Source organism: Ferrovibrio sp. GW821-FHT12E11, assembly GCF_058806975.1.
On record NZ_JBXAQG010000001.1, the window covers coordinates 248,423 to 266,439 of the forward strand.

The window sequence follows — 18,017 nt, forward strand, 5'->3', positions numbered from 1 at the left end:
CGGTCAGCGCCGCAGCTTGAAACGCTGGATCTTGCCGGTCGCCGTCTTCGGCAACTCGGGCACGAACTCGATCCAGCGCGGATATTTGTAGGGCGCGAGGCGATCCTTGACGAACATCTGCAGCTCGCCGACCAGCGCCTCTCCCGCCACGAATTCCGCCTTCAGCACCACATAGGCCTTCGGCTTCACCAGCTCGTCGGTATCGGCATGGGCGACGACCGCGGCTTCCAGCACCTTCGGATTGGCCAGCAGCGCGGACTCGACCTCGAACGGCGAGACCCAGATGCCGCTGACCTTCAGCATGTCGTCGCTGCGGCCGGCATAGGTGTAATAGCCGTCCTTGTCGCAGACATACTTGTCGCCGGTGCGCGTCCACGGACCCTGGAAGGTGTTCAGGCTCTTGGCGCGGTTGTTCCAGTAGGCCACCGCGCAGGACGGCCCGCTGACCAGCAGTTCGCCGATCTCACCGGGCGCGGACTCCTTGCCGTCCTCGCCCACCACGCGCAGGTCATAGCCCGGCACGGCCTTGCCGGTGGTGCCATAGCGCACTTCGCCGGGCCGGTTGGAGAGGAAGATATGCAGCATCTCAGTCGAGCCGATACCGTCGAGAATCTCCACGCCGAACAGCTTTTCCCAGCGCTTGCCGATATCCTCGGGCAGCGCCTCGCCGGCCGAGACGCAGCGCCGCAGCTTCGCCGAACCGCTGTCCTTGTTGATGCCGCTGTCGGCCAGGATACCCGCATACAGCGTCGGCACGCCGTAGAAGATCGTCGCCTGGTGCTCCTTCAGCCGCTTCATCACCGCAGCCGGCGTCGGCCGTTCGGCCATCAGCACGCCGGTGGCGCCGACCTGCAGCGGAAAGGTCATGGCATTACCCATGCCATAGGCGAAGAACAGTTTCGCCGCCGAGAAGACCACATCGTCTTCCCGGATGCCCAGCACATCCTCGCCGTACAGCACGGCGGTATGCACCAGATCGCCATGCAGATGGATGGTGCCCTTGGGCGAACCGGTCGAGCCCGAGGAATAGAGCCAGAAGCCGATATCGTCCGGCGTGGTGGCTGCCGCTTCAAGCTGATCGGACTGTTCCTCCATCAGTTTGGTCAGCGGCGTCACCGTCGGCGGCACCTGCCCCGAGATCAGCACCTTCTGCAGATAGGGCTGATCGGAAATGATCGGACGGAAGCGCTCCATCAGTGCGTCGGATACCACCAGCACCACGGCGCGGCTGTCGCGCAGCATGAAGTCGTAGTCCGGCGTGGTGAGCAGCGTGTTGACCGGTACCGGCACGGCGCCGATCTTCATCGCGCCGAAGAACATCGCCGGGAAATCGATGCCGTCCAGCAGCGCGATCAGCACGCGTTGCTCCGGCTGCACGCCCTGGGCCCTGAGAAGATTGCCGGCGCGGTTCACCCGGGCCAGCAGCTCGGCATAGGTATAGCGGCCCTTGTCGTCGATGAAGGCGGTTTTCGCCCCGCGGCCCTCGGCGATATGGCGGTCGACAAAATGGGTCGCGGCGTTATACCGCCGCGGCAGCTCGAGAAAGCGCGGCATGATTTCCTCCCGGGGAATATCTTTGTTTTTTTGCCGCCCGCTTGATGCGGACGTTTATGCGGCCTTGGCCAGCGGTGCGACCTGATCGGCCCATTCCACCGCCCAGGCCATGCCGTCGTCTTCCGGCAGCGTGCCGCCCGAAGCGTTATGCTGCATGCGCTCGCCCACCACAGAGGCATTGAGGCTGCGCACCGCGTCTTCGAACTGCTTGCCGCCGTGGTTGAAGGTGTCCTGATAGGTCGTGTCGCCCAGGCCGATGATGCCGACATACTTGCCGGTCAGATCGGGCCGTACCGCCAGCAGGTCGGCGAGGAAATCGCGGGCATTGTCGGGCACGTCGCCCTGGCCGTAGGTCGAGGTGACGATCAGGAAGGCGCCCGGACGCTGGAACACGTCGGCTTTCAGATTGTCCATCAGCAGGATGTCGACGCCGTGGCCCTTGCCCTCCAGCGTCTTCTTGATGTCGCCAGCCACCAGCTCGGCGGTGCCGGTCATGGTGCCGACCAGAATCGAAACCTGCATGGACTACCCTTCCTCAACACGATCCAGCCCGAACTATAACGCATCAATCTCTGGCGCTCCAGTGCAAATTGCACTATAGTGCATCTCATGAGTGAAACGCGGGACAAAACCACCCCCGAAGACACCGCCTTCCTGCAGGTGGTGGGGGAACGCGTTCGCAATGCCCGCGCCCGGCGCGGCATGAGCCGCAAGATTCTGGCAAAGGATTCCGGCGTTTCCGAGCGCTACCTGGCCCAGCTCGAAGGCGGCGCCGGCAATATCTCCATCCTGCTGCTGCGCCAGATCGCCCGCGCCATGGATCTGCCGATCACCGATTTCCTCGGCGACCGCGCCCAGATCGGCATCGACCAGGCCCTGCTGCTGCGCCAGATCGAAGACCTCTCCACCGAACAGCTGCAGGAACTGCAAAGCTTCGTGCGTGACCGCTTCGGCGTGTCGCCGGGGATCAAGCGCCATATTGCGCTGACCGGCCTGCGCGGCGCCGGTAAGACCACGCTGGGAAAGCAACTCGCCGAAGCATTCGGACTCCACTTTGTCGAAATGGCCAAGGAAATCGAGATCGAAGCCGGGCTGTCGCTGAACGAGATTTTCGATCTCTACGGTCAGTCGGCCTATCGCCGCTTCGAGCGTCGCGCGCTGGAACGCGTCACCGCCGATCCCGCGCCGAAGGTGATCGCCACCGGCGGCAGCCTGCCGTCCGAACCCGGCACCTATGCGCATCTGCTCACCCACTGCTTCACCATCTGGCTGAAGGCCGCACCCGAGGAGCATATGGGCCGTGTGGTTGCGCAAGGCGACATGCGGCCGATCGCCGGCCAGTCGGAAGCCATGGCCGACCTGCGCCGCATCCTGACCCAGCGCGAAGCCCTCTATGCCCGCGCCGACATGGCCTTCGACACCGCCGGCAAATCCGTGGTGCAGGCCGGGGCCGACCTCGCAGCCGCCCTGAAGGCCCATCCGGCCTGGCTGGCCCGGGAGGCGGCCGAATAACTGCAAGATAGTTCTTGCGGCCTCCCGATTATGCATTATAATGCAGAAACAGTTCAGGGAGGATTGCCCCAATGGCCGAACAACGCAACGGCACCCATGCTCCGGTGGATTTCCGCACCGCGCCCGCCCAGTACAAGCATTGGAAGCTGACCTTCGACGGTCCGGTCGCCACGCTGGCGATGGATGTGAAGGAAGATGGCGGTCTCCGCCCCGGCTACGAACTGAAGCTCAATTCCTACGATCTCGGCGTCGATATCGAGCTGCATGACGCGATCCAGCGCCTGCGCTTCGAGCATCCCGAAATCCGCTCGGTGATCCTGACCTCCGGCAAGGAGCGCATCTTCTGCGCCGGCGCCAATATCCGCATGCTCAACCAGTCGGCCCATGGCTGGAAGGTCAACTTCTGCAAATTCACCAACGAGACCCGCAACGGCATCGAAGACGCCACCGCGGAATCGAAGCAGACCTATATCGCCGCCGTGAACGGCCCCTGCGCCGGTGGCGGCTACGAACTGGCGCTCGCCGCCGACTACATCCTGATGGCCGATGACGGCAACACCTCGGTCTCGCTGCCGGAAGTGCCGCTGCTGGCCGTGCTGCCGGGCACCGGTGGCCTCACCCGCCTGGTCGACAAGCGCATGGTGCGCCGCGACCGCGCCGATTTCTTCTGCACCATCGAGGAAGGCATCAAGGGCAAGCGCGCCGTCGACTGGCGCCTGGTCGATGAAGTCGTGCCACGCACCAAGCTGAATGACGCCATGCGCGAACGCGCGCTGGAGATGGCGGCGAAGTCCGACCGCCCGGTTGACGCGAAAGGGATTGCGCTCACCCCGCTGAACCGCAAGATCGATGGCGACCGCATCAGCTACAGCCATGTCGAGGCCAAGATCGACCGTGCCAAAGGCATCGCGGAGATCACCGTGCAGGGCCCCAAGGCCGCACCGCCAGCCACCGCCGAGGCGATCCAGGCCCAGGGCGACCAGTTCTGGTCGCTGGCCTTCGCCCGCGAGATGGACGACCTGATCCTGCATCTGCGCACCAACGAAGAGACCGTGGGCATGTGGGTGTTCCGCAGCCAGGGCGATGCCGACCTGGTCGCGGCTTATGATGACGTCCTCGAGCGCTATAAAACCAACTGGCTGGTGCGCGAGACCCGCCTGTTCCTCAAGCGCGTGTTCAAGCGCGTCGATGTCTCCTCGCGCTCGATCTTCACGCTGGTCGAACCGGGCTCCTGCTTCACCGGCACGCTGTTCGAACTGGTGGCGGCCGCGGACCGCTCCTACATGCTGGACGGCCAGATGGAAGGCGACAACCGCCCGCCGGCCACACTGCGCCTGACCGGCCTGAACTTCGGCGCCTATCCGATGGGCAACGGCCTCAGCCGCATCGCCAGCCGCAACCTGGATGATCTCAGCCGCGTCGACAGCATCAAGAAGCAGATCGGCGAAGACCTGGATGCCGAAGCGGCCGACGAAGCCGGCCTCGTCACCTTCACGCCCGACGACATCGACTGGGACGACGAGGTGCGCATCGCCATTGAGGAACGCGCCGCCTTCTCGCCCGATGCTTTGACAGGCATGGAAGCCTCGCTTCGCTTCGGCGGCCCGGAGACCATGGAGACCAAGATCTTCGGTCGCCTCACCGCCTGGCAGAACTGGATTTTCCAGCGTCCCAACGCTGTTGGCGAACAGGGCGCGCTCAAGCAGTACGGCACCGGCCAGCGCGCCGCCTACGACCGCAAACGCGTGTAAGGGAGATCGACCATGGCTATCGACTACACGTCCCGCATTCCGAACAACGTCAATCTCTCGGACAACCGCCGCCTGCAGCGCGCGCTGGAAGACTGGCAGCCGAAATTCCTCGACTGGTGGGGCGACATGGGCCCCGCCGGCTTCCAGGCCCGCGAGGCTTACCTGCGCACCGCCACCAGCGTCGACAGCCAGGGCTGGGCGCAGTTCGGCTATGTGAAGATGCCCGATTACCGCTGGGGCATTTTCCTCGCCGAGCCGGAAGCCGGCCGCAAGATCAACTTCGGCGACCACAAGGGCGAAGACGCCTGGCAGGAAGTGCCCGGCGAATATCGCGGCGTGCTGCGCCGCCTGATCGTCACCCAGGGCGATACCGAGCCGGCCTCGGTGGAACAGCAGCGTCTGCTCGGCCAGACCTGCCCCTCGCTCTACGACATGCGCAACCTGTTCCAGGTCAACGTGGAGGAAGGCCGCCATCTCTGGGCCATGGTCTACCTGCTGGACGCCCATTTCGGCCGCGACGGCCGCGAGGAAGCCGAAGCCCTGCTGCAGCGCCGCTCGGGCGATGACGACAAGCCGCGCATCCTCGGCGCCTTCAACGAGGCGACGCCGGACTGGCTCAGCTTCTTCATGTTCACCTTCTTCACCGACCGCGATGGCAAGTTCCAGCTCGCCTCGCTGGCGGAGAGCGGCTTCGATCCGCTGTCACGCACCTGCCGCTTCATGCTTACGGAAGAAGCCCACCACATGTTCGTGGGCGAGACCGGCATCAGCCGCGTGATCCAGCGCACCTGCGAAGTCATGCGCGACTTCAAGACCGACGACGTGCGCAAGTATGGCGTGATCGACCTGCCGACCCTGCAGAAGTATCTGAACTTCCACTTCTCGGTCTCGGTCGATCTCTTCGGCTCGGAAATCTCCACCAACGCCGCCAACTACTACACCATGGGCATCAAGGGCCGCTTCGATGAAATGCGCATCGAGGATGACCACAAGCTGACCGATGCCAGCTACAAGGTGCTGGAAGCCCATGGCGACGGCTTCCGCGACAAGGAAGAGGCCGCCCTGGTCTCGCTCAACGAGCGCCTGCGCGACGATTACGTGGCCGACTGCGCCCGCGGCGTGATGCGCTGGAACCAGGTGATCAAGCGCCATGGCATCGACTTCGAGCTGAAGATTCCGCACCGCGCCTTCCACCGCCAGATCGGCCAGTTCGCCGAGCTGCGCGTCGATCCGCAGGGCCGCATCGTCAGCCAGGCCGAATGGGACGCCAAGCATCATGACTGGCTGCCCACCGAGGACGACCGCCTCTATGTCATCAGCCTGATGAAGCCGGTGACCGAGATCGGCAAATTCGCCGGCTGGATCGCGCCGCCGGCCCGCGGCATCAACAACCAGGCGGTCGATTTCGAGTACGTCCGCGCGTAAGGGTTCCCTCCCAGACAAGTCTCCCAGACCAACCGGGCGTCCGAATCCCCAGCGGACGCCCTTTTTTTTGCCCGGCGGCCTCCGTATCATCCGCCCCCATGAGCGATTCAAAACCCGCCTATACCCCTGACCGGCCCTTCGCCGTCCCGCGCATCGTGCAGTGGGGCGAATGCGACCCGGCCGGCATGGTCTACACCACGCAGTTCCTCGACTATGTGATGGAGACGCTGGAGGCCTTCTGGCGCGAAGTGGTGGGCGTCTGGTTCCTGCGCCTGCACAAGGAATTCGGCCTCGGCGCCCCCACGGTCAGCACCAGGCTGGACTTCCAGCGCGCCCTCAAAGGCGGCGATCCCTTCACGGTCGAGCTGCGCATCGAGAAGATCAGTCGCTCCACCATCACCTTCGATATCAAGGGACGGAACGCCGCCGGCGAGGTCTGCTTCACCGCGACCCATGTCTCCTGCATCGTCGACGAGAAAATTCTGAAATCCGTGGAGATCCCGGACATGGTCCGCACTCCCATGGAAGCCTACCGCCAGGCCACAACGGCGCCGGGAGCCTGAGATGACCGAGACCCATGGCTACACCAAATTCTTCCCCGTCTCCTGGGAAGAGCTGCATCGTCACTGCAAGGCGCTGGCCTGGCGCCTGCTCGATGCGGCGCAGGCCAATGGCGGCAAGTACAAGGGCATCGTCGCCATCACCCGTGGCGGCCTGGTGCCGGCGGCCATCGTGGCGCGCGAACTGAACGTGCGCGTGATCGAGACCATCTCCTGCTCCACCTATAACGAGCTGGAGCGCGGCTCCAAGGTCAACATCCTGAAGGACGCCACCGCCGCACTCCCCGATCAGGGCGAAGGCTGGCTGATCGTCGACGACCTGGTGGATACCGGCGTCACGGCCAAGGCCGTGCGCCAGCTGCTGCCCAAGGCGCATTTCGCCACCATCTATGCCAAGCCGTCGGGCCGGCCGATGGTCGACAGCTACATCACCGAAGTGAGCCAGGATACCTGGATCCTGTTTCCCTGGGACACCGAAGCCGTGATGTCCAAGCCGATCGTCGAACTGCGCAGCGGGCTGTAAGGTCCGTTACAGCACATCCTTGCGCATGTTGGTCAGCGACCACTGCACGGTCTCGCGCAGCACGTAGCCCAGCGCCTCGTCGAAGGCTTCCACCACAGCCGGCAGGCCCGCACCTTTTGCCTTCACCCGACGGTCGAAATTGGCCGAGGCGACGATCTGGTGCCGCGTCTGGCTGACCAGCTTGGCATTCAGCCCCACCAGCACCTCCGGCACGGTGCCTTCCTTCAGCTCGGCCTGGAATTCGCGCAGCTCGCTCTTCAGGTTGAAGTCCGAGCGCAGGCCGACCGACTGGCGGCCAACCGAAACGATCCTGCCGGTATTCTCGAAGCTTTCGACCAGCAGGGTCTGCACCATGCGTGGCACCCGCTCGGCCCAGCGCGCCTCGGCGTAATACTTCACCTCGAACGGCGTGGTGTAGATTGCGATGCGATGGTTATCCAGCCCGCCGGCGGCATAGGGCTCCTCCACCACCAGCTGGAAATCCACCTTCGGCAGGTCGCCGCGGAAGGTGGTCTTGGGCGACAGGGTGTAGAGGTTGGACGGCGGCGCCTGCGGGATCAGGCCGCCGCAGGCGGCCAGCGGCAGGCTGGCGCCGGCCAGCACCAGGCCGCGTCGTGTCAGTGTCGCCTTCATCGGCGGCCTCCCTCGGTTCGGTATTCGGCGTCGCGGTTGCCAAACAGCACCGCGCTCGGATCGTCTTCCAGGCGCTGCGCCACGCGCGACAGGCTCATCACCAGATTGCGCGCCTCGGCCACGAAGCGTCGGAACTCGCCGAAGCCATCGGTGGTGATCGCATTCAGCGGCGCCCGGTTCTCTTCCGCCATGGCGCGCAGTTCGGCCAGCGTGGCGTTCAGGTTCTTCATGGCGCCGCGCGCATCGGCCAGCGCCGCCGTCGCATCGCCATCCAGCATCCTGTTGGTCTGCTGGAAGGTGCGTTCGGCCTCGCGGATCAGGCCGTCCAGCTTGCCGGCGATGTCGCCGGCGGCAGCCGCCACCTTGGCGATGTCGGTGCTGGTGCGCTCGAAGCTGTCGATGGCGCGGCCGATCGAATCCTGGCGCGAGGCCAGCGAACCGGTCACCGTCTTCAGGTCGGCGATCACGCCGCTCAGGTTGGCCAGGTTCTCGTCGCTCAGCACCTGGGCGGCGCGACGGAACAGCTCGGGCGCCGCTTCCACCAGCGCTTCGATGGCCGAGGATTTCGAGTTGATCACCGGATAGTCCTTCGGATCGCTGCTGCTGACCACCGGCAGGATGGCCGCGCCGCGGCTGCCCGGCGAAATCTGCACGAAGGACACGCCGGTGATGCCCTGCAGCTGCAGGGTGGCGATCGAATCCTGGCGCACCGGCGTGTCGGCGCCGATCTCGGCGATCACGCGCACGCGGCTGGTATCCTCGCGGTCGATCACGATCTGGGTGACGCTGCCGACCTTGATGCCATTGAACCGCACGTCGCCGCCGACGCCGAGGCCGGCAACCGAGCCGGTGAAGAAGATATTGTAGCGGGCGACATCGCGGTCGCTCTGGGTCTTGGCCAGCCACAGCACGAAGGTGACGATGGCGACCAGGAAGACCAGCATGAAGCTGCCGATCAGCAGGTGATTGGCACGCGTTTCCATTGTCTTTTACCTTTCGTCCTGCGCCGCGGTCACGGCGGCGGCGCGGGCCCGCGGCCCATGGAAATACTCGACCACCCAAGGATGCGTCTCGGCCAGCATGACATCCATCGGGCCGGTCAGCAGCACCTTCTTCTCGGCCAGAACGGCGATGCGGTCGCAGATGGCATAGAGGGAATCCAGATCGTGGGTCACCATGAACACGGTGAGCCCCAGCGCCTTCTGCAGGTCGCGCACCAGTTGGTCGAAGGCAGCCGCGCCGATGGGATCGAGGCCGGCGGTCGGCTCGTCGAAGAACACGACTTCCGGATCGAGCGCCAGCGCCCGCGCCAGACCGGCGCGTTTGCGCATGCCGCCCGACAGCTCGGCGGGAAACTTGCCCGCCGCATCGGCCGGCAGGCCGACCATATGGACTTTCGCCGCCGCGATCTCGTCCAGCAGGTCCTGCGGCAGGTCGTAGAATTCCTTCAGCGGCACCTGGATATTCTGCGCCACCGTCAGCGACGAGAACAGCGCGCCATCCTGGAACAGCACGCCAAACCGCTGGCGCACGGCGCGCAGGTCATCGGGCTTGCCGGCGATCATATCGGTGTCCAGCAGCCGGATGCTGCCGCCACGCGTGTGGTTGAGCCCGATGATGCTGCGCAACAGCACCGACTTGCCGGTGCCCGAGCCGCCGACCACCCCCAGCACCTCGCCACGATAGACATCGAGATCGAGGCCATCGTGTACCGCAGGGCCGTCGAAGCGGTTGACCAGGCCACGCACCGAAATGACGACATCCTTTTCTTCAGTCTTGGCTGTTTCTGGCATCACAGACCCAGCAGGCTGAAGACGATGGAGAACAGGGCATCGAAGACGATGACCAGGAAGATCGACTGCACCACCGAGCGCGTGGTCAGCCGGCCGACGCTCTCGGCGTCATGCTTGACGCGCAGGCCCTCGTAGCAGCCGACCAGGGCGATCAGCACGGCAAATACCGGCGCCTTGACGATGCCGAGCGTGAAATGGCGCAGCGCGTTGCCCTCGTGCAGGCGGTTGAAGAACAGGAACGGATCGATACCCAGCGTGTTCCACGCCATCAGCGCGCCGCCCAGCAGGCCCATGATATCGGCGAAGAAGCCCAGCACTGGCAGGGTCAACAGCAGGGCGAAGACACGCGGCAGCACCAGCACCTCGATGGGGTCGAGGCCCAGGGTGCGCATGGCCGAGATTTCCTCGTTCACCTTCATGCTGCCGATCTGCGCGGTGAAGGCGCTGCCCGAACGGCCGGCGATCAGGATGGCGGTGAGCAGCACGCCGAGTTCGCGCAGCACCGAGATGCTGATGAGGTCGACCACGAAGATCTGCGCGCCGAAGCGCTGCAGCTGGCTGGCGCCCTGGTAGGCCATCACCATGCCGATCAGGAAGGACAGCAGCCCGACGATAGGGATCGCCTTCAGCCCTACCTGCTCCATGTGATGCACCACGGATGTGAAGCGCAGGCGCTGCGGCTGCCAGCCGAGCCGCGTCATGGTCAGGGTGACCTGACCGATGAAGGCGATGAAGCGCAGCGCCTCGCGCCCGAAGAACACCGTGAGCCAGCCGAGATAGGCGATCAGGGCGAGCGCACCGCTGCCGGCCTGCGGCCGCATCGGCACCGTGGCGTCGCAGGCACGCACATAGTCGACCAGGGTCTTGTGCTCGGGCTTCAGGCCGCTCCAGTCGAGCTGCACGCCCTGGCGGGCCAGCGCCGCCTCCACCCGGTGCAGCAGCACCGCGCCGGCGGTGTCCAGCCGCCTGATGCCGCCGGCCTCCAGCACCGCCTGCCGCAGGCCGCCGGCCTGGAGGCCCTCGATGCTGGCCAGCAGGGCGCCGGCGCTCGGCAGGGTCCAGGCGCCGCTGGCGCTGAGCCGCAACCGGCCGCCGTCACGTTCCGCCTGCAGGATGCCGTCGGGCATGGGGGTCCTTGGACTGGGACAGGGAAAAGAAGAAGACTTGCTCAACAGTTAGCAGAAATGACAGTCTCGGAAAACCAACGCCCGGTGACAGATCGGGTTCAACGGGCCGGGGGGCCGAGAGATGCCGCGTTTCGCCGCGAACCTGAGTTTCCTGTTCCAGGACGAGCCCTTCCTCGACCGCTTCGCGGCCGCGGCTGCCCAGGGCTTCCAGGCCGTGGAATTCATGTTCCCCTACGACCACAGCGCCGCCGCCGTGGCCGCTGCCGTCCGCGATGCCGGTTTACAGGTCGCGCTGTTCAACGCGCCCCCGGGCGACTGGCCGGCCGGCGAACGCGGGCTGGCCTCCCTGCCCGATCGCCGCCAGGACTTCCGCGCCAGCATGGCGCGCGCCTTCGAATATGCCGAGGCGCTGCGCTGCCGGCAGATCCATGTGGTGGCCGGACTGCAGACGCCCAAGGCCGACCGCCGGGCCATGGAAGCCTGCTACATGGACAACCTGGCCTGGGCGGCACAGCAGGCCGGTGGTGCCGGCATCACCCTGATGATCGAACCGATCAACCAGCGCGACGTGCCGGGTTTCTTCCTGAGCGATTTCGATTTCGCCGAGCGGGTGATCCAGGAGGTGGGGGCTTCCAACCTGCGCCTGCAGTTCGATGTCTATCATGCGCAGATCATTCACGGCGATCTGGCAAAGCGCATCGCCCGCCAGATGCCGGTGATCGGCCATGTGCAGATCGCCAATCCGCCCGACCGCCGCGAGCCCGGCAACGGCGAGATCGACTACGGCTTCATTTTCCGCCAGCTCGACGCCCTGGGCTACGACGGCTGGATCGGCTGCGAATACCGTCCCGCGGGGGCGACCGCCGACAGCCTGTCCTGGATCCGCGACTACGGCGTGGTGCCGCCAAAGCCCCGGCCGGCTCCGTAGGGCGGCTGCCGGCTGCGCGCCCGGTTTTGCCTCTTCAGACGGTTATTTGTTATCAACTCTCAACCTGACGTGTGGGTGGTTTCCGGTAAAACTGGGCTCTGACAGGCCCTTGAGCAGCGGCGTATGCATAGACGGCTGCTCGGCTTGCCGCCTATTGTGACACCGGCCCGGTGACAGTGCCTGGGCCGCAGCGTTGGTGGGACCTTACGCTGACCGAGGAAAAGGGTATTGCTGACATGGCGCGCCTGGTCACGGTTGCCGGCCTGGCATTGGTATTGGGCATTCTGATCGGTATCGGCACCGTCTCGTTGCAGCGGTCTGCCAATACCCCGGAAGCGCGTGCCATCAAGGACCCCGACGCCGGCCAACTCGCCACGCCGCCGGCCGTCACCGAAGCCCCCGGCCGCCCCGTCGTCATCAAGCTGGCCAGCGCCGCCCCCACATCGGCGCCGCAGATCGGCACCATGGCCGTGAGCATGGTGGAGAAGCTCTCCACCGCCTCGGACGGCAATATCGACGTCAAGCTGTTCGAGCCCAACATGCTGGCGCCCAATGCCGAGCTGTTCGAGAAAGTCTCCAACGGCAGCATCGACGCCGTATGGTCGTCGCCGAATTTCTTCGCCGAACGCGACTCTGTCTTCTGGCTGTTCTCCACCGTGCCCTTCGGCCCCTCCGCCAGCGAGTATCTCGCCTGGCTGTCCTATGGCGGCGGCCAGGATCTGATGGACGAGAGCTTCTCGCGCTTCAACATCAAGCCGGTGGTCTGCACCGTGCTGCCGCCGGAATCCGGCGGCTGGTTCCGCCGCGAGATCAACACGGTGAAGGACCTGCAGGGCCTGCGCATGCGCTTCATGGGCATCGGCGCCAAGGTGATCCGGCGCCTGGGCGTCGAGACGGTCGCGCTGAACGGCGGCGACACCTTCTATGCGCTGCAGACCGGCAGCATCGATGCCGCCGAATTCTCGCTGCCCTTTGTCGATGTGCGCTATGGCTTCGAGAAAGCCGCGCAGCATTATTACTTCCCCGGCTGGCACCAGCAGAGTTCGCTGATCACCCTGCTGATCAACATGAAGGTCTGGGACGGCCTGACCGATGCCCAGCGCAGCCTGATCACCAGCGTCTGCGGCGACAACATCCGCGAGAGCCTGGCGGAAGGCGAAGTGCAGCAGGTGAAAGCCCTGCAGGAAATCCGCCAGCGCGGCGTGCAGGTGCATACCCTGCCGCCGGCGGTGATGGATGCGCTCAAATCATCCTGGATCCAGGTGGTGAAGGAAGAAAGCGCCGCCAACCCGGAATTCAAGAAGGTGTGGGATTCCTTCCACACCTTCCGCAAGGCCTATGCGGAATGGCGCAATCTGGGCTACCTGCCGTAAAGCCTCAGGCCGCGAGCGAGCGGCGCAGCTGACGCACCCGGCGTTCCACCGAAATATCCAGTGACGCGGTGACTTCCAGGCTGCGGTCTTCCAGCGCGTCGCCGCGCGGATTGGCGCGGCCGCGCGCTTCCACGGCGGCATCGCGACGGCGGATCAGTTCGACGATCTCGGGCTGGAACAGATGCAGCAGACCGTTGAGCCAGCGGTTCACTTCGGCCGATGGCCAGGCGTGGCGCAGCTCGAAGCGATCCAGCATGGCGATCACGTCGCGGGCCGGGAACCAGGTTTCGTCGGTGACCCAGCGGTTGGTGGTGAACAGCCGGATCGGCTGGCCGTAATGGTCCATGGCGACGCCGACGATATGGGCCAGCGCCTGCTCGCCGCGCGGCCAGTGCTGGCCGATCGCGTCCTGCGGGCCGCAGCGGCCGACACCGGGCTTCACATAGCGCGCCGGCTCGAATTTTTCGGGGATGAAATTGGGCCGCTGGAAGACATGGAAGTGACCGTGCTCACGGTCTTCATTGCGATGGGCATGGTAGTAGTACTGCGCACCTGTCGCCGGATCGAAGACATCGCCGGCCGGATAATGCTGCTGCTCGAAGAAATCCTCTTCGCCACGCAGCAGTTCGGCAACCAGATTGCTGCGCTTCGTCGCCAGGGCCTGCTGAACCTGCAGCACGTCATTGCCTGCCTGCAACATCGCCTGCACCCGCGCCTGCCCCAGATTCGCCATCATATTCATGCTACGCGTCTCTCCACCACTCAGGCGGGGCATCTAAGCAGCCGCTTCTTAAGCACCGGTAAATGCGGCAATGCGCCGCTGTTGCCGATGCGAGTCGCTGTGTTATTTTTTTGCCAGATCGGACTATTTTCCTCAGAAAGCTTGGCCGACCAGCCGCTTCCCCTCGTCCCCAGGAGCCCCCCGATGTCCCGAGTCCTGCTCACCGCCCTAACCGCCGTCGGCCTGCTGGCCGGCATTTCTGCAGCCCAGGCTGCCGGCAATCCCGAAGAAGGCCGCAAGGCCTTCGCCAAATGCCGCGCCTGCCATCAGCTCGAAGCCGGCAAGAACACGGTCGGCCCGAGCCTGGCCGGCCTGTTCGGCCGCAAGTCGGGCACCAGCGCCGGCTTCAAATACTCGGATCCGATGAAGGCCAAGGCCATCACCTGGGACGAAACCACCGTCGCCGCCTATATCGCCGACCCCAAGGGCTATATTCCGGGCAACAAGATGGTCTTCCCCGGCATCAAGAAGGAAAGCGAGATCGCCGACCTGATCGCCTATCTGAAGGACGCCACCAAGTAAGGCACCATTCGCATACTGCCATGCACGGGCCCCCCCTGGGTGCGATCCTAGGAGAGGCCCGTTTCGTTTTGGCCGGGCCGGGCACCTTTTGCGCCCTCGCACCGTTGGTTAAGCTGGGACCAACGGATGGAGGAATGCGATGCCCGTGTACGGCCCCGACGTGGTCCTGAACAATCCCGCCTATATCCACGACACCGCCCAGATCTACGGCAAGGTCCGGCTGGAGGAAGGCTCCTCCATCTGGATCAATGTGGCCGCGCGTGCCGAGAATTACGAGATCGTCGTTGGCCAGCACACCAACATCCAGGATTTCTCGATGCTGCATGTGGGCAGCCAGACCGGCACTTACATCGGCGCCCATTGCTCGATCACCCATCACTGCACCATCCATGGCTGCACCATCGGCGACAACTGCCTGATCGGCATCGGCTCGACCATCATGGACGGCTGCGAGATCGGCGATAACTGCATCATCGGCGGCCACACCTTCCTGAAGGAAGGCACCGTCATCCCCAGCAATTCGGTGGTGGTGGGCAGTCCGGGCAAAGTGATCAAGACCCAGAACAACTATGTGCGCTGCCGCCTGAATGCCTGGCTCTATTACCGCAATGCCCTGGCCTATCGGCAGCAGCAGTACCGCGACTGGGACGCCCCGGACATCGCCGCCGCCGTGGGCGCGGAAATCGCCCGCCTGACCAAGGAGTTGAAGGATCTGGAAGCCGCCGGTCAGGCCTGATTTTCCTGCGCAGGAAAGCCGCCATGCCGCCGTGTAACCCTCCAGAACCCAACGGCATGAGCAGGACCGTCCCCCATGTTCGCTTCCCTCGCCCTGCCCCGGCTGGACACTGGTCCGGCCGAGCGCATGAGTGATATCGACGCCACCCTGATGCAGCGGGTCGCGCGCGGCGACCACGCGGCCTATCGCCTGCTGGTCGACAAATACCTGCGCCACGCGACCACCATGGCCTACCGCGTGCTGTATGACCGCGCCGATGCCGAAGAGGTGGCGCAGGAGGCTTTCCTGCGGGTCTGGCAGCATGCGGCGCGCTGGCGTCCCGATGGCGGCGCCAGCTTCAAGACCTGGCTCAACCGCGTGGTGGTCAACCTGAGCATCGACCGCAAGCGCAAACCGAAGATGGCGGTGCTGGACGACCAGCCCGAGCCGATCGACGAGGATGGCGCCACGCCCTATGAGGCGCGCCTGGCCCATGAGACCGGCGACCGCGTCGCCGCCGCTTTGCAGAAGCTGCCCGAACGGCAGCGCGCCGCCATCCTGCTCTGCTTCTGGGAAGGCGAAAGCAACATCGATGCGGCGAAGGCGCTGGATATCAGCGTCGGCGCCCTGGAATCCCTGCTGATCCGCGCCAAGCGCACGTTGCGCGACGATCTGGCCCCTGCGCTGGGCTAAGGAGGCACCCCATGAATATCGCCCGCTTCACCGACCTGCTGGATGCCTATGGAGCTGACCCGGCGCTGTGGCCCGAAGCCGAGCGCGCTGCCGCGGCAGCCTTCCTCGCCGCCTCGCCCGCCGCGCAGGACCTGCAGCGCCAGGCGGCCGCCTTCGACCGCCTGCTGCAGGGCGCCGCATTGCCCGATCTGGAACCGAGCGCGGCGCTGCGCCAGCGCGTGCTGGACCAGATCGCCCCACGTCCCGCTGCGGCGCCGCACTGGCGCGTGCAGGTGATCGAGGCCCTGGCCCTGCTGTTCCCCAGCGGCCGCGCCATGCCGCAATTCGCAGCCCTGGCGCTCGCGCTGGCCATCGGCGTCAGCGCCGGCTTTGTCAATTTCGGCCTGATCGATGCGCAGGAAACCGACATGGTCGGCGTGCAGATCGCCAGTGCCACACCATTCCTCACCGAGGACTGAGCCATCATGTCTGATCCTGTCGCCTCCGCCCCCAAGTCGAAGATGAACCGCTGGCTGGCCATCGGCCTGATCGCCTCGGTGGCGCTCAATATCGGCTTCGCCAGTTTCGGCGCCGTGCGGTTCTTCAAATACCGCGAGATGGCCGAGCGCCGTGGCGCGCAGATCGAGGACCAGTATGCCCGCCGGCTGCCCGACAATGCCGCGCAGGCCTTCCGCCAGGCATTCGAGGAAGGCCGCAAGGGCGGCGCGCTGTCGCAGCATCAGATGCGCCGCGACCTCGGCAGCGCCCTGACCGCCGAACCCTATGACCATAACCGCCTGGCCGCCGTGCTGGCCGAACATCGCCAGCGCCTGGACCAGCTGCAGCAGGGTCTGCAGGCCGGCCTGCTGGCCGCCGCCGACGCCATGACGCCGGAGCAGCGCCGCGAATTCGGCGAACGCATGTTGCGGCGCGGTCCCCCGCCCGGCGGGCCGATGGGCGGACCGCCGCATATGCGCGGCGACGGGCCGCCGCCGGGACGATAACCGCCGCACGCCTTGTCTGGCTGAACAAGGCTGGTTAGCGTGGGCGCTTTCGGGAAAGGGGCGCCCATGCTCAATGTCGTCATCACCGGCGGCGCCGGTTTCATCGGCCAGAAACTGGTCAGCGAACTGCTGCGTCGCGGCACGCTGGCCGGAGCCGACGGCAAGCCGCAGCCGATCGCCCATATCACCCTGTTCGATACAGTGAAGGCCGCAGGTCCGATTGACCCGAAGGTCACCATCGTGGCCGGCGACATCAGCGATGCGGCGCAGGTGAAATCCCTGATCGGCGACGCGACTCACTCCATCTTCCATCTCGCCGCCATCGTCTCCTCGGGCGCGGAGGCCGATTTCGAGGGCGGCTACCGCGTCAACCTTGAGGGCACCAAGAATGTGCTGGAAGCCTGCCGCGCCATGGCCCACACGCCGCGCGTGGTCTTCGCCTCGTCCGTGGCCGTCTATGGCGGCAAGCTGCCGCAGGCGGTGGGCGACGACACGCCGCAGCGGCCGACCACCTCCTACGGCGCGCAGAAGCTGAGCGGCGAACTGCTGGTCAACGACTACAGCCGCAAGGGCTTCCTCGACGGCCGCAGCATCCGCCTGCCCACCATCATGGTACGGCCGGGCAAGCCAAACAAAGCCGCCAGCACCTGGGCCAGCTCGATCATCCGTGAACCCTTGAGCGGCGTCGACGCCACCTGCCCGGTGCGGCCCGACAGCCCGATGGCCTGTCTCTCTCCCCGCCGCGTGGTGGATGCCTTCATCCGCGCCCATGACCTGCCGGCGGAGAAATTCGGCACCGACCGTGCGCTGCTGCTGAGCGGCATCCGCGTTACCGCCGGCGAAATGGCGGCCGCCGTCGAGCGCGCCACCCCCGCCCTGAGGGGCGCCAACCGCAAGATCGGCACCATCCACTGGACGCCCGATGCCCATATCCAGAAGATCGTCGACGGCTGGCCCGGCGAGACCACGTCGCAGCGCGCCAAGAATCTGGGCTTCACCGTGGATGCCAGCATCGACGAGATCGTGCAGGCCTTCATCGCCGACGACCTGGACGCGCAGATCAAGAGCCTGCAGTCGTCGTAACCCCTCGTCGTCCCCGCCCAGGAGATCTTCTTGGCGGGGACCCAGGGCCGCCGCTCTGGAC

20 protein-coding genes are annotated in these 18,017 nt (G+C 65.5%); 13 read left to right on the top strand and 7 right to left on the bottom strand.

All coding sequences use genetic code 11. The features are described 5' to 3' along the window. Window positions 1-3 precede the first annotated feature (3 nt). Complete coding sequence (locus tag AC1ROT_RS01280) at window positions 4-1,554, bottom strand: benzoate-CoA ligase family protein (protein ID WP_492996954.1); 1,551 nt, start codon at window positions 1,552-1,554, stop codon at window positions 4-6. Window positions 1,555-1,608: 54 nt separating this feature from the next. Beyond that, on the bottom strand, window positions 1,609-2,076 hold the full coding sequence (locus tag AC1ROT_RS01285) for a flavodoxin domain-containing protein (RefSeq protein ID WP_492970541.1): 468 nt from the start codon (window positions 2,074-2,076) through the stop codon (window positions 1,609-1,611). Between the two features lie 87 nt (window positions 2,077-2,163). Between AC1ROT_RS01285 and AC1ROT_RS01290 the strand changes: the two genes are divergently transcribed. The 5 genes from AC1ROT_RS01290 to gpt all read left to right on the top strand — a co-directional run bounded on the left by AC1ROT_RS01290 (window position 2,164) and on the right by gpt (window position 7,325). After that, window positions 2,164-3,066 carry a helix-turn-helix transcriptional regulator gene (locus AC1ROT_RS01290; protein ID WP_492970540.1) on the top strand — a complete coding sequence of 301 codons (903 nt, stop codon included), beginning with the start codon at window positions 2,164-2,166 and terminating at the stop codon, window positions 3,064-3,066. Between the two features lie 71 nt (window positions 3,067-3,137). Continuing rightward, window positions 3,138-4,817, top strand: a complete 1,680-nt coding sequence (gene boxC, locus AC1ROT_RS01295) for a 2,3-epoxybenzoyl-CoA dihydrolase (RefSeq protein WP_492996955.1) — start codon at window positions 3,138-3,140, stop codon at window positions 4,815-4,817. A 12-nt stretch (window positions 4,818-4,829) separates the two neighbouring features. After that, entirely contained in the window at window positions 4,830-6,242 is a 1,413-nt protein-coding gene (boxB, locus tag AC1ROT_RS01300) for a benzoyl-CoA 2,3-epoxidase subunit BoxB (protein ID WP_492996956.1), read from the top strand. A 98-nt stretch (window positions 6,243-6,340) separates the two neighbouring features. Continuing rightward, window positions 6,341-6,805 carry an acyl-CoA thioesterase gene (locus AC1ROT_RS01305; protein WP_492970537.1) on the top strand — a complete coding sequence of 155 codons (465 nt, stop codon included), beginning with the start codon at window positions 6,341-6,343 and terminating at the stop codon, window positions 6,803-6,805. Window position 6,806: 1 nt separating this feature from the next. Next, window positions 6,807-7,325: a xanthine phosphoribosyltransferase gene (gene gpt, locus AC1ROT_RS01310; RefSeq protein ID WP_492970536.1), complete on the top strand. Its 519-nt coding sequence runs from the start codon at window positions 6,807-6,809 to the stop codon at window positions 7,323-7,325. Between the two features lie 6 nt (window positions 7,326-7,331). Here the strand turns inward: gpt and AC1ROT_RS01315 are convergent, their stop codons facing one another. The 4 genes from AC1ROT_RS01315 to AC1ROT_RS01330 are packed head-to-tail and all read right to left on the bottom strand — an operon-like array spanning window position 7,332 to window position 10,878. After that, a complete protein-coding gene (locus AC1ROT_RS01315; RefSeq protein WP_492996957.1) occupies window positions 7,332-7,958 on the bottom strand; it encodes an ABC-type transport auxiliary lipoprotein family protein in 627 nt (208 codons plus the stop codon). After that, window positions 7,955-8,941, bottom strand: coding sequence for an MlaD family protein (locus tag AC1ROT_RS01320; RefSeq protein WP_492970534.1), 987 nt, complete (start codon window positions 8,939-8,941; stop codon window positions 7,955-7,957). The genes AC1ROT_RS01315 and AC1ROT_RS01320 overlap by 4 nt, the downstream gene beginning before the upstream one ends. A gap of 6 nt (window positions 8,942-8,947) precedes the next feature. Beyond that, entirely contained in the window at window positions 8,948-9,751 is an 804-nt protein-coding gene (locus tag AC1ROT_RS01325) for an ABC transporter ATP-binding protein (RefSeq protein WP_492996958.1), read from the bottom strand. After that, window positions 9,751-10,878, bottom strand: a complete 1,128-nt coding sequence (locus AC1ROT_RS01330; RefSeq protein ID WP_492996959.1) for an ABC transporter permease — start codon at window positions 10,876-10,878, stop codon at window positions 9,751-9,753. The genes AC1ROT_RS01325 and AC1ROT_RS01330 overlap by 1 nt, the downstream gene beginning before the upstream one ends. Before the next feature lie 121 nt (window positions 10,879-10,999). On the opposite strand from AC1ROT_RS01330, the gene otnI reads away from it, so the two are divergent. After that, window positions 11,000-11,806: a 2-oxo-tetronate isomerase gene (gene otnI, locus AC1ROT_RS01335; protein WP_492996960.1), complete on the top strand. Its 807-nt coding sequence runs from the start codon at window positions 11,000-11,002 to the stop codon at window positions 11,804-11,806. Between the two features lie 236 nt (window positions 11,807-12,042). After that, a complete protein-coding gene (locus tag AC1ROT_RS01340) occupies window positions 12,043-13,179 on the top strand; it encodes a TRAP transporter substrate-binding protein (RefSeq protein WP_492996961.1) in 1,137 nt (378 codons plus the stop codon). Between the two features lie 4 nt (window positions 13,180-13,183). Here AC1ROT_RS01340 and AC1ROT_RS01345 read toward each other — a convergent pair whose 3' ends face one another. After that, window positions 13,184-13,921 (bottom strand): DUF6969 family protein, encoded by a 738-nt coding sequence (locus AC1ROT_RS01345; protein WP_492970528.1) that lies wholly within the window; start codon window positions 13,919-13,921, stop codon window positions 13,184-13,186. A 183-nt stretch (window positions 13,922-14,104) separates the two neighbouring features. Between AC1ROT_RS01345 and AC1ROT_RS01350 the strand changes: the two genes are divergently transcribed. From AC1ROT_RS01350 to denD, 6 genes are all read left to right on the top strand, one after another. Then, window positions 14,105-14,482 (top strand): c-type cytochrome, encoded by a 378-nt coding sequence (locus AC1ROT_RS01350; protein ID WP_492996962.1) that lies wholly within the window; start codon window positions 14,105-14,107, stop codon window positions 14,480-14,482. Between the two features lie 139 nt (window positions 14,483-14,621). Beyond that, on the top strand, window positions 14,622-15,218 hold the full coding sequence (locus tag AC1ROT_RS01355; RefSeq protein ID WP_492970526.1) for a gamma carbonic anhydrase family protein: 597 nt from the start codon (window positions 14,622-14,624) through the stop codon (window positions 15,216-15,218). A gap of 75 nt (window positions 15,219-15,293) precedes the next feature. Then, complete coding sequence (locus AC1ROT_RS01360; protein WP_492996963.1) at window positions 15,294-15,890, top strand: RNA polymerase sigma factor; 597 nt, start codon at window positions 15,294-15,296, stop codon at window positions 15,888-15,890. Window positions 15,891-15,901: 11 nt separating this feature from the next. Continuing rightward, on the top strand, window positions 15,902-16,348 hold the full coding sequence (locus AC1ROT_RS01365) for a hypothetical protein (protein WP_492996964.1): 447 nt from the start codon (window positions 15,902-15,904) through the stop codon (window positions 16,346-16,348). A 6-nt stretch (window positions 16,349-16,354) separates the two neighbouring features. Next, on the top strand, window positions 16,355-16,873 hold the full coding sequence (locus tag AC1ROT_RS01370; RefSeq protein ID WP_492996965.1) for a periplasmic heavy metal sensor: 519 nt from the start codon (window positions 16,355-16,357) through the stop codon (window positions 16,871-16,873). A 66-nt stretch (window positions 16,874-16,939) separates the two neighbouring features. Beyond that, a complete protein-coding gene (denD, locus tag AC1ROT_RS01375) occupies window positions 16,940-17,956 on the top strand; it encodes a D-erythronate dehydrogenase (RefSeq protein ID WP_492996966.1) in 1,017 nt (338 codons plus the stop codon). Window positions 17,957-18,017 lie beyond the last annotated feature (61 nt).

Coding starts and splice junctions, on each gene's coding strand:
- AC1ROT_RS01280 (WP_492996954.1), bottom strand. CDS start 1,554: ATGCCGCGCTTTCTCGAGCTGCCGCGGCGGTATAACGCCGCGACCCAT.
- AC1ROT_RS01285 (WP_492970541.1), bottom strand. CDS start 2,076: ATGCAGGTTTCGATTCTGGTCGGCACCATGACCGGCACCGCCGAGCTG.
- AC1ROT_RS01290 (WP_492970540.1), top strand. CDS start 2,164: ATGAGTGAAACGCGGGACAAAACCACCCCCGAAGACACCGCCTTCCTG.
- boxC (WP_492996955.1), top strand. CDS start 3,138: ATGGCCGAACAACGCAACGGCACCCATGCTCCGGTGGATTTCCGCACC.
- boxB (WP_492996956.1), top strand. CDS start 4,830: ATGGCTATCGACTACACGTCCCGCATTCCGAACAACGTCAATCTCTCG.
- AC1ROT_RS01305 (WP_492970537.1), top strand. CDS start 6,341: ATGAGCGATTCAAAACCCGCCTATACCCCTGACCGGCCCTTCGCCGTC.
- gpt (WP_492970536.1), top strand. CDS start 6,807: ATGACCGAGACCCATGGCTACACCAAATTCTTCCCCGTCTCCTGGGAA.
- AC1ROT_RS01315 (WP_492996957.1), bottom strand. CDS start 7,958: ATGAAGGCGACACTGACACGACGCGGCCTGGTGCTGGCCGGCGCCAGC.
- AC1ROT_RS01320 (WP_492970534.1), bottom strand. CDS start 8,941: ATGGAAACGCGTGCCAATCACCTGCTGATCGGCAGCTTCATGCTGGTC.
- AC1ROT_RS01325 (WP_492996958.1), bottom strand. CDS start 9,751: ATGCCAGAAACAGCCAAGACTGAAGAAAAGGATGTCGTCATTTCGGTG.
- AC1ROT_RS01330 (WP_492996959.1), bottom strand. CDS start 10,878: ATGCCCGACGGCATCCTGCAGGCGGAACGTGACGGCGGCCGGTTGCGG.
- otnI (WP_492996960.1), top strand. CDS start 11,000: ATGCCGCGTTTCGCCGCGAACCTGAGTTTCCTGTTCCAGGACGAGCCC.
- AC1ROT_RS01340 (WP_492996961.1), top strand. CDS start 12,043: ATGGCGCGCCTGGTCACGGTTGCCGGCCTGGCATTGGTATTGGGCATT.
- AC1ROT_RS01345 (WP_492970528.1), bottom strand. CDS start 13,921: ATGAATATGATGGCGAATCTGGGGCAGGCGCGGGTGCAGGCGATGTTG.
- AC1ROT_RS01350 (WP_492996962.1), top strand. CDS start 14,105: ATGTCCCGAGTCCTGCTCACCGCCCTAACCGCCGTCGGCCTGCTGGCC.
- AC1ROT_RS01355 (WP_492970526.1), top strand. CDS start 14,622: ATGCCCGTGTACGGCCCCGACGTGGTCCTGAACAATCCCGCCTATATC.
- AC1ROT_RS01360 (WP_492996963.1), top strand. CDS start 15,294: ATGTTCGCTTCCCTCGCCCTGCCCCGGCTGGACACTGGTCCGGCCGAG.
- AC1ROT_RS01365 (WP_492996964.1), top strand. CDS start 15,902: ATGAATATCGCCCGCTTCACCGACCTGCTGGATGCCTATGGAGCTGAC.
- AC1ROT_RS01370 (WP_492996965.1), top strand. CDS start 16,355: ATGTCTGATCCTGTCGCCTCCGCCCCCAAGTCGAAGATGAACCGCTGG.
- denD (WP_492996966.1), top strand. CDS start 16,940: ATGCTCAATGTCGTCATCACCGGCGGCGCCGGTTTCATCGGCCAGAAA.